Origin of the sequence: Brevibacillus laterosporus LMG 15441, assembly GCF_000219535.2 — a bacterium.
Lineage (GTDB): Bacteria > Bacillota > Bacilli > Brevibacillales > Brevibacillaceae > Brevibacillus_B > Brevibacillus_B halotolerans.
Genome location: NZ_CP007806.1, coordinates 2,298,174 through 2,312,062 on the forward strand (window position 1 = coordinate 2,298,174; position 13,889 = coordinate 2,312,062).

Sequence of the window (13,889 nt, forward strand, 5' to 3'; positions counted from 1 at the left end):
GAGGAAAATTGGTATGCAATCTCTTCTGCTTGCTCTTGTGTAATAATTTCAAATGAATACCCCATAATGAGCCTCCTTTTATCACCTAGAACATTTCTTAGTTTAACAAGCTGAGTTTATCATAAGTGTTTATAAGAATGTAAAAAAGCAACTGCTCATAAAGTCAGTTGCTTCCATTATAAAGGTTTTTGCAGATATACCGTAATAGTCTTACAAAAGAAAATAGCAGCTTTTAAATAATTAGCTCTCATGTAAAAGCCTCGTCATCTTGTCCATAAAATCCTCATAGTCCTTGGCTTTAATTAGCTCATTGACATTTTTCCATTCCGATAGAATATTGATTACGCCTTCGAAAAAGGGGCTGAATAATTCGCGCTGATGTTTGTTGATTGAAATCATCACAATGGCTTGCACCTTCTCTTTTCCCCAATTTACCGGGCGGTCCAGAATCATAATGCAAATACCTGTCTTTTCAGCATCCATATGCATAGAATGTGGAACAGCTACATTGTTGTTAAAGGCAGTGGAGGACATTCGCTCTCTCTCTAATACAGACTTTCCGTAGTCTTGGGACACATAGCCTTTCTCATAAAGCAGATTCGACATGAATGCAATGTAGGCTTCATCACTGTCGAGATATACATTCTTCATAAATAAATCTTTATCAAAATATAAGTCAAGATATTGCTTTAGGCTGCGTATCTTTTTTTGCTTATTTAGTTTGTTTATTTGACTTTGAATATATTCATAATCTTCTTCTGTCAGGTAAGGATGAACAAATACAGATGGGACTTGTTCCTTCTGTAAAGGCAGTGTGCTGATGATTAAGTCTATTTCCTCGAATAAAGCAACCTCACTGGAGTCAGATGAAACTTTAATAATCTCTAAAGAATCATGAAATTTCTTTTCTAGCTTTTGAATCAGTTGTACTTGCATATCATAGTAGTTAGGACAAATAACTGCACATAAAATCTTCTTTTCTAGGCTTACCTTTCGTTCAAAGTAAGACCCGATATGAAAAGCAATATAAGAAATCTCATCCTCCTTAATATGGATGTTTTCCATCAGCTGAATTTGATTGGATATAAAGACAGCCAATTCATAAATGAGAGGATAGGAATGCTTTAATTTATGCGTTAAAGGATTTTTAGCCATTTGCTCATTCTTTGCCCGAAAAATTAAATTGCGTATATGGAGCGTGAAATTGACAAAAAATTCATCATCAAGGATTTCAATAAAATAACGTTCATGTACCTTCTCTAGCAATTTTTTAGAGAGGTTCACATAATGCTCATCGACATAATGATTTAAAGAGCTAGGCGTCAATGACTGATAATTAAGCAATGTCGTTTTACTTGATAAAAGCAAAATAAAATTATAGCGCTCCGATTCGTTAAAACGGATACTGTACTGTGCTTCCAGAAAATCAGCGATTTTATTGGCGGCTTTTGTTTCAAGATTGCTTTTTAATTTATGGAGATTAGTTGCTTGAATAACCGAGTTGTTATTTTTTATTCGGTCCACGGTAATAACAAGGTGGAGGAGGATATTATTCATAATATAATCGTTCACATACAAATTATGTTCGCTTAGAATGGAAACGATTTCATTTTTTAGTAAAGAAACATCATAATCCGGAAAGGAATCTTGAACAGCTTTTAAGCTTAAAAATTCGTTGGAGGTTTCTTGGGAAATAATAAAGCTCATTAATTTCCGCTTATCGCTCTCTTCACCTGTTAAAATGAGCATGTCTTTTCTATGGCGGATTTTTAATTGATAGGGCTTAATAATTTTATTTGCATGAACGATGTCATTTTCGATTGAAGAAACACTTAAAAAAAGTCTATCACCAAGATCAAAGATATTTACCCCTTCCGAGTGTAAAATTAATTCCTTCAATATGACTTTCATACGATCCATGGGAGAAGTAGGATTATCGTCTGTTTTTACTTGGTTCCTACTTACAAGCTGATATCCTTGGGGAGAGGAAGCGATAATGATTTGATCCTGATTAATTTCGTTAGCATATTTTCTGATGGTTCTTGTGGACACTTTAAAATAATTCGCCAAGCTTGTCGCTGTACACCAATCATTTTTAGATGCTAGGTATTGAATGAAAGCCTCTTTACGATCATTTTTCATAACAGAGCTCCTTATATGAAAGATATAGGGTTCCTCATTTTATTATAAAAAAAGAATAATATGCATTCGAATAAAAAAAGTTCCTACAGATAGGAACTTTTTTTAGTTGGTTCCTTCAGAGGAAAGATGAAATACTTTCATACAAATGAACGCTAAATGAGGGAACTATGAAAATGAGTCAAAAAATGATGAATTATACACTTGTTGTCATTAGCACAGTTGTGACAGCCTTTGGGATTTCACTGGTTTTGCTTGCGGAATTAGGGGTTGATCCGATTAGTACGTTCTTATTGGGCGGACTACATTTTATTCCGATTCGATTTGGGACAGCAAGTCAGATCTTTAGTCTGACCTGTTTAGTCATTAATTATTTTCTTAACCGAAAGTTTTTCGGGGTGGGAAGTCTTATTTTCAGTATTGGATGCGGTTATTTCATTAACTTATTCCTTGCAGTGGATGGAATGACTTCATTATTCCTGCAATCTATACCAAGTATATGTATTGCATTGATTGGTATCTTGATTTACGGATGTGGAACAGGTCTCTTTTTATCTACAAAAACAGGAATGGGACCGTTAGAAGGCCTTATGTTCTTTTTCTCCACGCGATTAAACGTGACCCTAAAGGTAACAAGAATGACCATTGATGGAATTTTAGTCGTTACGGGGATTTTATTAGGTGGTTTATACGGTATCGGAACCATTCTTTGTATCTTTTTAGTTGGACCTGTTATTGAACTTTCATTAAAGGTTTTCACATCGCTATCAAAAAAAGTTGGAAAACGATCTGTGTAGAAAGGATAGTATATTTGCTTTTTTGAAAGGTAGAGAATAGAAATATGAGGTCAATTATCGTTCCTATGGGTAGGAACTTTTATTGTTGGTTTTAAAAATCGACCAATGCAATACTAAGCATGTAAGCGAAACCAAAAAATGATTCAGGGGGAATTTCAAATGACAAGAGTATTGTTAATCTGTGGAGCAGGTGCTTCTAGTGGTTTTATGGCAAACGCTATTCGTAAAGCAGGCAAAAAAAGAGGAATGGAAATGTCTGTACAAGCACGAAGCGAGTCACAATTATCGGAGTATCTAAATGAAATCGATGTTTTGTTAATTGGTCCTCACTTGAAATATATGGAGGATGAATTGAAAGAGAAAGTAAGAGACTATCAGATTAAAGTATCTGTTATCCCGCAAATCATTTATGGTACTTTAGATGGCAATAAAGCGTGCGACCTTATTACTAACCTACTTGAATCGGGTGAATAACATGATGGAGAAAATAATGACTTTTATGAACGAATCGTTTAGTCCAAGGGTTAATAAAATCACGAAAAACCCGTGGGTATCATCGATCCAGGATGCGGTTATGACTATTCTGCCTCTAATCCTTGTCGGTTCGCTAATTACGATTGTCAGTCTATTAAATAGTGTATTTTCGTGGCTCCCTGATTTTTCTTTAATTAATACATTTACATTCGGTCTGCTGGGCTTATTCGTTTCCTTCTTAATCCCATATTTCATTATGGAGAAAAAGAAACTCGATAATAAAAAGCTAATAGCAGGCTCAACAGGTTTGGCTCTTTATCTGTTCTTATTGTCGCCAGTCATCTTGGAGAACGGACAAATTCAGTTCATGCTAGATCGATTTGGAGCAACTGGTATGTTCCTGTCATTGATAGTCGGCTTGTTTGTTGGATTTGTACTTGTTCAATTCTCCAAATTCTCGTTTTTCTCAGAGGATTCATCAATTCCGGACTTTATCGTTGTTTGGTTTGACACACTTATTCCGATTACGCTGATTATGCTGACTGGATGGCTGATTGGTGTTCAAGCAAAAATTGATTTCTTTGAAGTAATCCTAGCGATCTTTAAACCATTATCAAATATTGTTCAAAGTTATCCTGGATTTGTTTTATCTGTCTTCATTCCAGCGTTTCTGTACACTTTTGGTATTAGCGGCTGGGTGATGATGCCAGTTATTTATCCCGTTTATTTATCAGGTCTTGCCGAAAATGCACAAGTAGCAGCATCTGGAGGAACCCCATCCAATATCGCAGTTATGGAAACGCTTTATGCCTTTACAAGCATGGGTGGAATCGGAACAACCTTACCTCTCGTTATCATGATGTTCTTCCTAGGAAAATCAATGCGTATGAAAGCTATTGGACAGGCAACGATCGTTCCCTCTATCTTTAATATCAATGAACCATTAATGTTTGGGGCGCCAATAGTCTTTAACCCATTTTTAATGATTCCGATGTGGATCACTGCAATTGTTATTCCGAGTATTACGTACTGGGTGCTGCATGCAGGCTGGGTAAGTATCCCGACGAAGACTTTCATGCTTTGGTATTTGCCAATGCCGATTTCATCATATTTGGCAACTCAAGATTGGAGAGCTATCGTTTTAGCAATGATATTATTTGTCGTAGCATTTATGATCTTCTTCCCGTTCTTTAAAGCTTACGATATTCAAGAGAGGAAGAAAGAATTAGAAGTAAGCGAATATGAACAGTAATTCGTTATAGCATTCCAAAACAACAATAAAGGAGATTGTACCATGATTGATAGAGAACAAGAACTAGAAGCGCTGTATTTAATATCAATGCAAATGATTTTACATGCAGGTGATGCACGCAATGATGTCATGGAAGCGTTAAAATGCTGCGAAGAGGAGGAATACGACCGTGCTGAAAAAGTATTAGAAAAAGCAAATAAAGATATCGTTGCATCTCATAAGCTGCAAACAGAAACCGTACAAAAAGAAGCACAGGGAGAGGAAGCCATTTTCTCACTGCTGTTTGCCCATGCCCAAGATACGTTAATGACTGTAAAGAGCGAATATGAAATTGCCAAACGGTTAGTTCGCGTTTTTAGAAGAATTGATGAAAAAATTGATGGAAAGAAGGCATAACCATGAGAACGTTTGAAGGTACTTTTCCAAAAGATTTTCTATGGGGCGGTGCGGTTGCGGCTAACCAATGCGAAGGTGCTTTTGGGATTGGCGGAAAAGGATTTAGCCTTGCTGATGTTCACCGGTATCGTAGTGATCAAGATATTACAAGTCATGATTCTGATATGACTCTTGCGAAAGTGAAAGAAGCAATTGAAGACAAAGTCGGTTATTATCCGAAAAGACATGGAATCGACTTTTATCACACTTATAAAGAAGATTTACAGCTTCTGGCCGAAATGGGCTTTAAAACTTTTCGAACATCTATTGATTGGTCCCGTATTTTTCCGAATGGTGATGACCAAGAGCCGAACGAAGAAGGGCTTGCTTTCTATGATAAGTTAATTGATGAAATCAGAAGTCTTGGTATGGAGCCAATTATTACAATGCTTCACTACGAAACACCGTTAAACATTACACTTCAATATGGAGGATGGAATAATCGCAAAGTAATTGATTTTTTCGTCCGGTATGGAGAAGTATTGCTTGATCGTTACAAAGACAAAGTGAAGTATTGGATTGTGATCAATCAAATCAATTTAATGTATCATGAATCCTTTAACTCGGTTGCGATTTGCAAAGATCAGGTGGATCATTTAGACGAGGCTAAGTACCAGGCTATTCACAATCAGATGGTTGCATCGGCTCGTATTGTTAAAAAGGCGCGAGAATTGAGTTCTTCTCTTCATATGGGCACTATGCTGGCCGATTGTACAGCCTATCCAGAGAGCTGCCATCCGGATGATATTGTACTGGCGCTGAAAAGAAATCGCCTACAATATTACTTTACCGATGTTCAATTTAGAGGCGAATACCCTGGCTATATGAGACGTTTCTTTCATGAAAATGATATTTCAATTAACGAACAGCCAGAGGATGCAACTATTTTAAAACAAAACACTATGGACTTTCTGGCCATCTCATACTACTATTCTTCCATGGTTTCAGCAAAAAGGAATGGTATGAACCCCATTGATTTAAGTAAAAACCCGCATCTTAGGGCAAATCCATGGGGCTGGGCTGTCGATCCTAAAGGCTTATATAACGCATTATGCCAATATTATGATCGCTATCAAGTGCCAATCATGATCGCTGAAAATGGTTTTGGCATGTATGACAAGCCAGAAGATGGGATGGTTCATGATGATTACCGTATCACGTATCTATCTGAGCATATCACCCAAGTTAAGGAAGCTGTTAAAGATGGTGTGGAAATTTTCGCGTATTGTGCTTGGGGACCGATTGATATTGTCAGCTGTTCTTCGGCTGAAATGGAAAAACGCTATGGCTTCATTTATGTTGATATAGACAATGAAGGGAATGGCTCGCGAAAACGTATTAAAAAAGACAGCTTTTACTGGTATAAAAAAGTGATTGAAACGAACGGAGAGTTTATTTAACGGAATATTCAATCGGATCACCTGTGCATACCAGTTAAAGTTGGAAGAGTTTGTATATAAATAAAATTATGCTGCATCCAGCAAAATGTATTGACAAGACAATAAAGGGAGGCAAGCAACTTGAGAAAAAATCCGGCTACATTTCCTAAAAACTTTTTATGGGGAGGCGCCATTGCGGCAAATCAAGCAGAGGGTGCTTATTTAGAAGGCGGAAAAGGACTTTGTGTAGCAGATATCAATAAGTTTACTGATGACGTGAGTATTAAGGAAAAAGGCAATTATGAATTGACAACAAAAGACATTCAGTTTGCTCTAGAAGATAAAGAAGGTCATTATCCAAAACGGACATCGATTGATTTCTATCACCGTTATAAAGAAGATTTAAAAATGCTTGCAGAAACGGGAATGAATTCGTTTCGTACATCTATCAACTGGGCACGCATTTTTCCGAAAGGCGATGAGACAGAACCGAATGAAGAAGGATTGAGATTTTACGATGATCTTATTGATGAGATTATTAAAAATGGAATGGAACCTCTCATTACCGTTTCCCATTATGAAATGCCATTGCATTTAGCAACCGAATATAATGGATGGTATAACCGAAAAATGATCGATTTTTTTGTCCACTACTGTGAAGTATTATTTAACAGATATAAAGATAAAGTGAGATACTGGATTCTTGTAAACCAAATTAACTTAATTACGTTTGAATCATTCAATCACCTCGGTATTCCGGCAGATCGTGTGGAAAACTTGTTGGAAGCCAAATACCAAGGTGCACACAATGAGCTTGTTGCTTGTGCGAGAGCAACAAAAATAGCAAAAGAAATCAATCCTAAGATACAAATCGGAATGATGCTCTTTGATGCAATTTCTCATCCCGCAACATGTAAGCCGGAAGATGTACTGGCAACGGTAAAACGCAACCAAATGGAGTATTATTTCTCTGATATTCTCATGCGTGGTAAATATCCAAATTATGCGTTCCGCTTCTTTGAGGAGAATAATATTACGATTCAATTCGGAGAACATGATGAAGAAGATTTTAAAAATACAGCAGATTTCTTTAGCTTCTCATACTACTACACGCGAATTTCTGATGCAGAAAGTGCAAAGAAGCTTAACTCTGCATACTTAAATCCGGAGCTGAAAGCAAGCGATTGGGGCTGGTCCATTGATCCGATCGGTTTAAGAACTGCTTTAAATCTGTACTATGATCGCTACCAAAAACCGATCATGATTACTGAAAACGGTATTGGTGCATATGACAAGGTCGATGAGAACGGCGAAATTCATGACCCGTATCGCATTGAATTCCTTAAACGCCACATTGAACAAATAAAAGAAGCAATTAAAGACGGTGTGGAAGTAATCGGCTACTATCCGTGGGGACCAATCGATATTGTCAGCTGCTCATCATCCGAAATGTCTAAACGCTACGGTTTCATCTACGTCGAAAAAGATGATTATGGCAATGGAACACTCGAAAGAAAGAAAAAAGAGAGCTTTTATTGGTATCAGAGGGTTGTTCAGTCGAACGGAGAAGAGTTGTCATAAAAGAATCTTACAAAAAAGTTTACCTGATATTTTTACGAATCCCGAAAGATAATTGGTTAACCGGTGAAGCATGTAACGATGTCCTTACATGTAAGAACGAAAATGCCACCTGCTATACATGCGAGTCGTTTCATTTACTGATCAGGAAACTGTAACGAATTCCCTCAAAACTATGTAGGAAATACCGTTTTCCTACGTTGGTTTTGGGGGACTATGCTTATATCGGTGATAATGTCCATATTGTCTTTGAGAAATGGTATGCCGTTTAAATATTTCTTTTCGTGGAAATGACTATGTGTGACAATCTGTTATGGAGGCGATTAAGAATTGAAATAAAGCATTAAGCTGTGCATAGTTTGCTATGATAAAAAATGAATACAAAACATTATGTAAGTTTGCTTTAGGAGTGGGATGGGGTATATTTTTATATGCTCAAGACTTACTTGTAAAGCAATTTTTATAATGCGGATAGGTTGAAGAATGATGGTCTGAAGGAGGGCAGGAGTAGCTCTCTTTTTTATTTTTCATAAAGTTGATTGCCTATCTGCTTAGTATAATAGGAATTTACTTGTTTTCAAAAAAACGAAACTAGATGAGAAAGTGTGCCATATAAGTGTGGAAAGGGTATAATAAATTGGCAAAAGTAGACACTAAAAGGGATTGGCTAGTACTGGAATTGAGATAGAGTTAGCCAAAAGTACATAGAATATCAATGATTTTTGTGTAAAGGAAAAGTAAAGATACAAAAAACATAAATAAGAAAAGGGGAAATGGAGATCCGATGACGCAGAGAAAGGCAATGCAAGAAGCAGGATGGAACTTTGACAACAGTTATGCACGTTTGCCAGAATCATTTTTTTCAAGTCTCAACTTAAACCCTGTACGCTCACCAAAGCTAATTATTCTTAATAAAAAGCTGGCAGAAGCACTTGGGTTAAACATGGAGGCACTTCAAAGCGAAGATGGAGTAGAAGTGCTTGCTGGCAATCGAATCCCCGAAGGTGCTTTTCCTATTGCTCAAGCTTATGCGGGTCATCAATTTGGGCATTTTACGATGCTAGGAGATGGACGGGCTCTGCTGCTTGGAGAGCAGATCACCCCTCTAGGTAAACGTTTTGATATACAACTAAAGGGTTCAGGAAAAACATCATACTCTCGCCGGGGCGATGGTCGAGCGGCACTTGGGCCGATGCTACGTGAATATATCATCAGCGAAGCAATGCATGCGCTTGGTATTCCTACTACCCGCAGTCTAGCGGTGGTGACAACCGGTGAGACAGTCATTCGTGAAACTGACCTGCCTGGTGCAATTCTAACACGAGTGGCTGACAGTCATATTCGTGTCGGCACCTTTCAATACGTTTTAAAATGGGGCACGATTGATGAACTCCGAGTCCTAGCGGATTATACATTGCAAAGACATTTTCCAGAGGCTGAGGCTGGTGATAATCCCTATCTTTCATTACTTAAGGAAGTCATCAAGCGTCAGGCCACACTGATTGCTAAGTGGCAACTAGTAGGCTTTATTCACGGGGTGATGAATACCGATAACATGGCCATTAGTGGAGAAACCATTGATTATGGTCCTTGCGCTTTCATGGATGCCTATGATCCGGCAACAGTATTTAGTTCCATTGACATTCAGGGGCGTTATGCCTATGGCAATCAGCCGCGTATTGCTGCATGGAATCTCTCGCGATTCGCTGAAACCCTCTTGCCTCTGCTCCATGACGATCATGAGCAGGCGGTCAAACTGGCCCAGGATGCCATTTCAGATTTTACTGAGTTATATCGCAGTAATTGGATTGCGGGAATGAGAGCAAAGCTTGGAATCGGTAATGAGGAGAAACAGGATGAATCCCTTATTGAAGATCTCCTCACTATAATGCAGAAGTATCGTGCGGACTATACCAATACCTTCCTTGCATTAACCTTTGGTAGGCTAGAGGATACGGTTCTGTCTGGAACCCCAGAGTTTGCCCAGTGGCATGAAATGTGGCAGGCTCGCCGAGGCAGACAGCAGGGATCGAAATCAACCTCGTATCAATTGATGCAAAACAGCAATCCTGCGCTAATTCCACGGAATCATCGGGTAGAAGAAGCTTTAGAAAGCGCAGTACAACAAGGAGATTACAGCGTGATGGAGCGGCTTCTTATTGCTCTTTCCAATCCTTACACTCACTCTCTCGAACAGGCTGAATATTGTACACTCCCTCCGCAGTCAGCTATTCCTTACCGAACCTATTGCGGTACATGATTATATAGAGCCGTTTTAGAATGAGATGACTACATCCATTGTTTGTACTATCTTGGCTTACCAAGCACCTGTTTTATTTATTGAAGCTTTGCAGAAGTAAATCATTAGGCAGTCAGGATATGTGAATTATTTCATGAAAAAAAGCTCGTGCTTCCTCTTGGAGTACCGAGCTTTTTTGTGTTAATACGAATTGCTTTTGGACTCAGCTTTTGGTAAAGCTTGCATGGGAGAGCGGCTGTCCACTTTTCCGAAATGGAGAATTCTCCATACTTCAAAGATAAGATGATGGGTCACGTGATCCAATTCTTCCGTACGAGAAATAATTTTGTAAATTCGATCCATCATGACCTGATATTCTTCTTCGCTTAAATGCACGTGGGGCATGTTGCAATCACCTTCCAATTTATGTGTTGTATCCTTATTGTCACCTTACTACCAGCGGTTTTAATCAGTGCTCAACTTTCTTTTTTTTCTTCCTTATGTCATCATGGAAGCAGATTTGTTTCAGAGAGGAGCAGCAGATGTATGAAGCCAAATACGAAAGCTATGCAACGTGGTATACAAAGCGCTATTAAGCAATTGGAAGGGCGTTTTTTAGAGCGGGAGGAATTGATTCGTCTGCTGTTTTTAGCGGTCATGAGCGGTGAGAATGCTTTGTTAGTAGGCCCGCCAGGAACTGCAAAATCACAGCTAGCTCGTGCTTTCTCACAATTATTTGGTACCAATCATTGGTTTGAATATTTATTAACACGCTTTAGCACACCTGATGAATTATTCGGTCCCATTTCCATACAGCAATTAAAGCAGGATCAATATGTGCGCAAAACAAAAGGATACTTACCAACGGCACAATTTGCATTTTTGGATGAAATTTTTAAGGCAAACAGCGCTATCTTAAACGCCTTGTTATCTATCTTGAATGAACGCGTCTTCTTTAATGGTCAAGAGAAGGAGGAAGTACCATTATTGTTTGTGATGGCGGCCTCTAACGAGCTGCCTGACGATCAGGAGCAATTAGCGGCGTTATATGATCGGTTTCTTATTCGGTATGAAGTTGGCTATTTGAAGCTTGCCTCCAGTTATGAGAAGATGTTTCAGCTTGATTTTGAACCTCTTCCTACCTTATTTAACATGTACGAAGTAAAAGATGTACAAGAGGCGGCTTCTAAGGTGCATATACCGGAATCACTTGTTTACTTCTTATACAGATTAAAGCAGCAAATGGAAGATAAAGAGTTCGTTATATCTGATCGTCGTTTGCGTAAAATTGCACTAGTATGGCAAACCTCCGCTGTATTGAATGGACGGGATGAGGTTTCTCTCTGGGATACGGTGTTTACTCCACATATGCTTTGGGATGTACCTGAGGATTTACCAGTACTGACTGAGCTGTACCAAGAGAGATTTATGGAATCCTTGAAGATAGAGCTAGAGAAGGAGCTTCCCTTGCGCTATTATGAACAGATTTCAAGCAAATGGATGGAAAAAGAGGATGAGCTTCATGCTTTCCAATTTAAAAAGGAAATTGGCTCCAAAATGACTAAGGAAGCTTCAGAGCAAGCAAAAAGAATGCTGGAGCAGTGCCGGATAGAACTGGAAGAAACAGGACGTCATCTACAGCAAAAGCTGACGGACTGGCTTAAGCAGGAGGCGGACTTATCTGGTTATCTTTTGGAGAAAAATTTCATGCTATTACATGTGGAGTCTTATACGTGAAGTTTGCGCACCTGCGTCTGGAGGGAGAACGACATTTGCAAATCCTACAGGGCTTGTATCGCACGCTGTTTGACCGAGAGCTTCCCGGAGTCGAGTACGACTATACTTTGTAATGGTGGTGACGGGAGATGTTTGTACGACACCAGCGTGTAGATCGCTTTGTGTTTGATGCTTATTTTCGTTCTTCTCGTATTGCAAAGGAATGGGTCGAGGAAACGATGCGTAAATCGCCATGGTTTAGTGAGGCCCTGTTGTTTGATTTCTTCTTAGCTTTTTATTTGAAGCAGCCAGAGGTAAATGAAGTTAGTGATGCTGTTCCTTTTCATCGTTGGATGGTTCGTTCTTTGTTGCGTCAGCATTTTTACCAAAGTATTCATCCAAGAACCATAGCTAGCGAGAGCGCCTCCTTTAAAACGGCGAGTAAGGCACTTATGTGGCTAGTCTCTAGCTTTGAAGAAGAGGTACAGCGGCGTAAAAAAATGGACAAGATACTAGGTGTTTCAGACCAATCACAGCAAGGGCAAAATATTGACCAGCAATCGAGTGATCCTGAGCAAACGGATCAGCTACTAGAACGCTTGACCCAAAAACAGCAGGAGCAATTACGGTTGGTAGGCTACACCTTACAGCAGGGGAAGCAAATGGTAGAGGATAAGGAAGAATCTCAATCTGCTCGTCCGCTGGCAGAAGAAGAGGTGCAATTACTGCGCAGTCGAATCATAGAGATGCAAGAAGAGATGAAAACGAATTATATAAAGCGTCCCAAGCTGTTGCAGAAGGTAAAAAAGCTGGAAGCAGAATTGATGCAGAGACAAAAGCAGGTAGAGCGTCTCATAAAGCAAGAAAAGTCGGCAATACAGCACCTAGAACAGGAATTGGGTGACTGGTTACAGCAATCTTTAAAGAAGTCATTACAGACAGAAGAGCAGGATACCTCATATTTGTTTGCCTTGGTAGAGGCGAGTCAACGTTTCTCGAATCGACGGTGGGGAAGTGATCTGGGGAAACTCAGAAGGGAAACATATGAAAAGTATTTAAAATGGGTGGAGCAGCTTTCCAAGCATCCAGACCTACTACACTTTTTGCAGGAAGTGGGACGTAATGTTCACGAATTTTCTATGCGTAAAAAAAAGCGTAAAGAACGACGTATGCCGGAAGAATATGATGATTTAAGGCAGAGTGGAGATTTGTCTCATTTATTGGCGAGTGAAGCATTGTTACTTGCTGATCCTGATTTAGAAACCTATTTTATGGTTAAGGCGTTGGAACAAAAATTACTAACATACGATACGATAGGCTGGCGCGATGAGCCTCCTAGTGGACCTGTAATTTGCATGTTGGACAGTTCTCATTCTATGCGAGGTGCAAAGCTTCGGTTAGCCCAAATTTTTGTTATGACCTTTGCAGCTATCTCTTTATTGGAAAAACGTGATTTTATGCTTATGCTATTTGGCACAAAGGGCGAGGTTATTGAACGACCCTTGTATTATAAAAAGCCGGATTGGATGGGGTTTTATGAGCTAGCTCAGCAGGCTTTTGGTGGAGGCACTAATTTCGATGAGCCAATAAAGCGGGGCATACAGATATTGTATGAGAATCCCAAGTTCGAAGCTGCTGATTTCGTTATGATAACTGATGGGATTGGAGAAATATCTCCGCCGGTGCGTCAATTATTGGGCCAGATGGCTGTGGATAAGCAGGTTAAATTGCATTCCTTAATCATGGGAACGGCACGACAGCATCTCGTTCAGACCTATGACCTGATTGGGATTTCCCATCAGGTACGCTTTGCTACCTCATGGGAAACCAATGACCCACAGAACAGCGGACTCTTCCTTGATGTGTTTGCTCCATAGCGG

Annotated in this window: 10 protein-coding genes and 1 pseudogene; 9 read left to right on the forward strand and 2 right to left on the reverse strand. The window is 39.2% G+C overall.

What is annotated here, in order from left to right:
* Positions 1 to 240 precede the first annotated feature (240 nt).
* Positions 241 to 2,142 (reverse strand): BglG family transcription antiterminator, encoded by a 1,902-nt coding sequence (locus tag BRLA_RS10515; protein ID WP_003337340.1) that lies wholly within the window; start codon positions 2,140 to 2,142, stop codon positions 241 to 243.
* A 167-nt stretch (positions 2,143 to 2,309) separates the two neighbouring features.
* Between BRLA_RS10515 and BRLA_RS10520 the strand changes: the two genes are divergently transcribed.
* The 7 genes from BRLA_RS10520 (at position 2,310) to BRLA_RS10550 (ending at position 10,314) form a co-directional block, all read left to right on the forward strand.
* On the forward strand, positions 2,310 to 2,936 hold the full coding sequence (locus BRLA_RS10520; RefSeq protein ID WP_003337341.1) for a YczE/YyaS/YitT family protein: 627 nt from the start codon (positions 2,310 to 2,312) through the stop codon (positions 2,934 to 2,936).
* 159 nt (positions 2,937 to 3,095) lie between these two features.
* Positions 3,096 to 3,410: a PTS sugar transporter subunit IIB gene (locus BRLA_RS10525; protein ID WP_003337342.1), complete on the forward strand. Its 315-nt coding sequence runs from the start codon at positions 3,096 to 3,098 to the stop codon at positions 3,408 to 3,410.
* Position 3,411: 1 nt separating this feature from the next.
* Positions 3,412 to 4,662 carry a PTS sugar transporter subunit IIC gene (locus BRLA_RS10530; protein ID WP_081870809.1) on the forward strand — a complete coding sequence of 417 codons (1,251 nt, stop codon included), beginning with the start codon at positions 3,412 to 3,414 and terminating at the stop codon, positions 4,660 to 4,662.
* Between the two features lie 42 nt (positions 4,663 to 4,704).
* A complete protein-coding gene (locus BRLA_RS10535) occupies positions 4,705 to 5,058 on the forward strand; it encodes a PTS lactose/cellobiose transporter subunit IIA (RefSeq protein ID WP_003337344.1) in 354 nt (117 codons plus the stop codon).
* A gap of 2 nt (positions 5,059 to 5,060) precedes the next feature.
* Positions 5,061 to 6,497 carry a glycoside hydrolase family 1 protein gene (locus tag BRLA_RS10540; protein WP_003337345.1) on the forward strand — a complete coding sequence of 479 codons (1,437 nt, stop codon included), beginning with the start codon at positions 5,061 to 5,063 and terminating at the stop codon, positions 6,495 to 6,497.
* Between the two features lie 120 nt (positions 6,498 to 6,617).
* Entirely contained in the window at positions 6,618 to 8,057 is a 1,440-nt protein-coding gene (locus tag BRLA_RS10545) for a glycoside hydrolase family 1 protein (RefSeq protein WP_003337346.1), read from the forward strand.
* A 781-nt stretch (positions 8,058 to 8,838) separates the two neighbouring features.
* Positions 8,839 to 10,314, forward strand: a complete 1,476-nt coding sequence (locus BRLA_RS10550; RefSeq protein WP_003337347.1) for a protein adenylyltransferase SelO — start codon at positions 8,839 to 8,841, stop codon at positions 10,312 to 10,314.
* Between the two features lie 180 nt (positions 10,315 to 10,494).
* Here BRLA_RS10550 and BRLA_RS10555 read toward each other — a convergent pair whose 3' ends face one another.
* A complete protein-coding gene (locus tag BRLA_RS10555) occupies positions 10,495 to 10,698 on the reverse strand; it encodes a hypothetical protein (protein ID WP_003342165.1) in 204 nt (67 codons plus the stop codon).
* A gap of 141 nt (positions 10,699 to 10,839) precedes the next feature.
* On the opposite strand from BRLA_RS10555, the pseudogene BRLA_RS10560 reads away from it, so the two are divergent.
* Positions 10,840 to 12,143, forward strand: a pseudogene (locus tag BRLA_RS10560) (AAA family ATPase).
* A gap of 15 nt (positions 12,144 to 12,158) precedes the next feature.
* Positions 12,159 to 13,886 carry a VWA domain-containing protein gene (locus BRLA_RS10565; RefSeq protein ID WP_003337351.1) on the forward strand — a complete coding sequence of 576 codons (1,728 nt, stop codon included), beginning with the start codon at positions 12,159 to 12,161 and terminating at the stop codon, positions 13,884 to 13,886.
* The last annotated feature ends 3 nt before the right edge of the window (positions 13,887 to 13,889 follow it).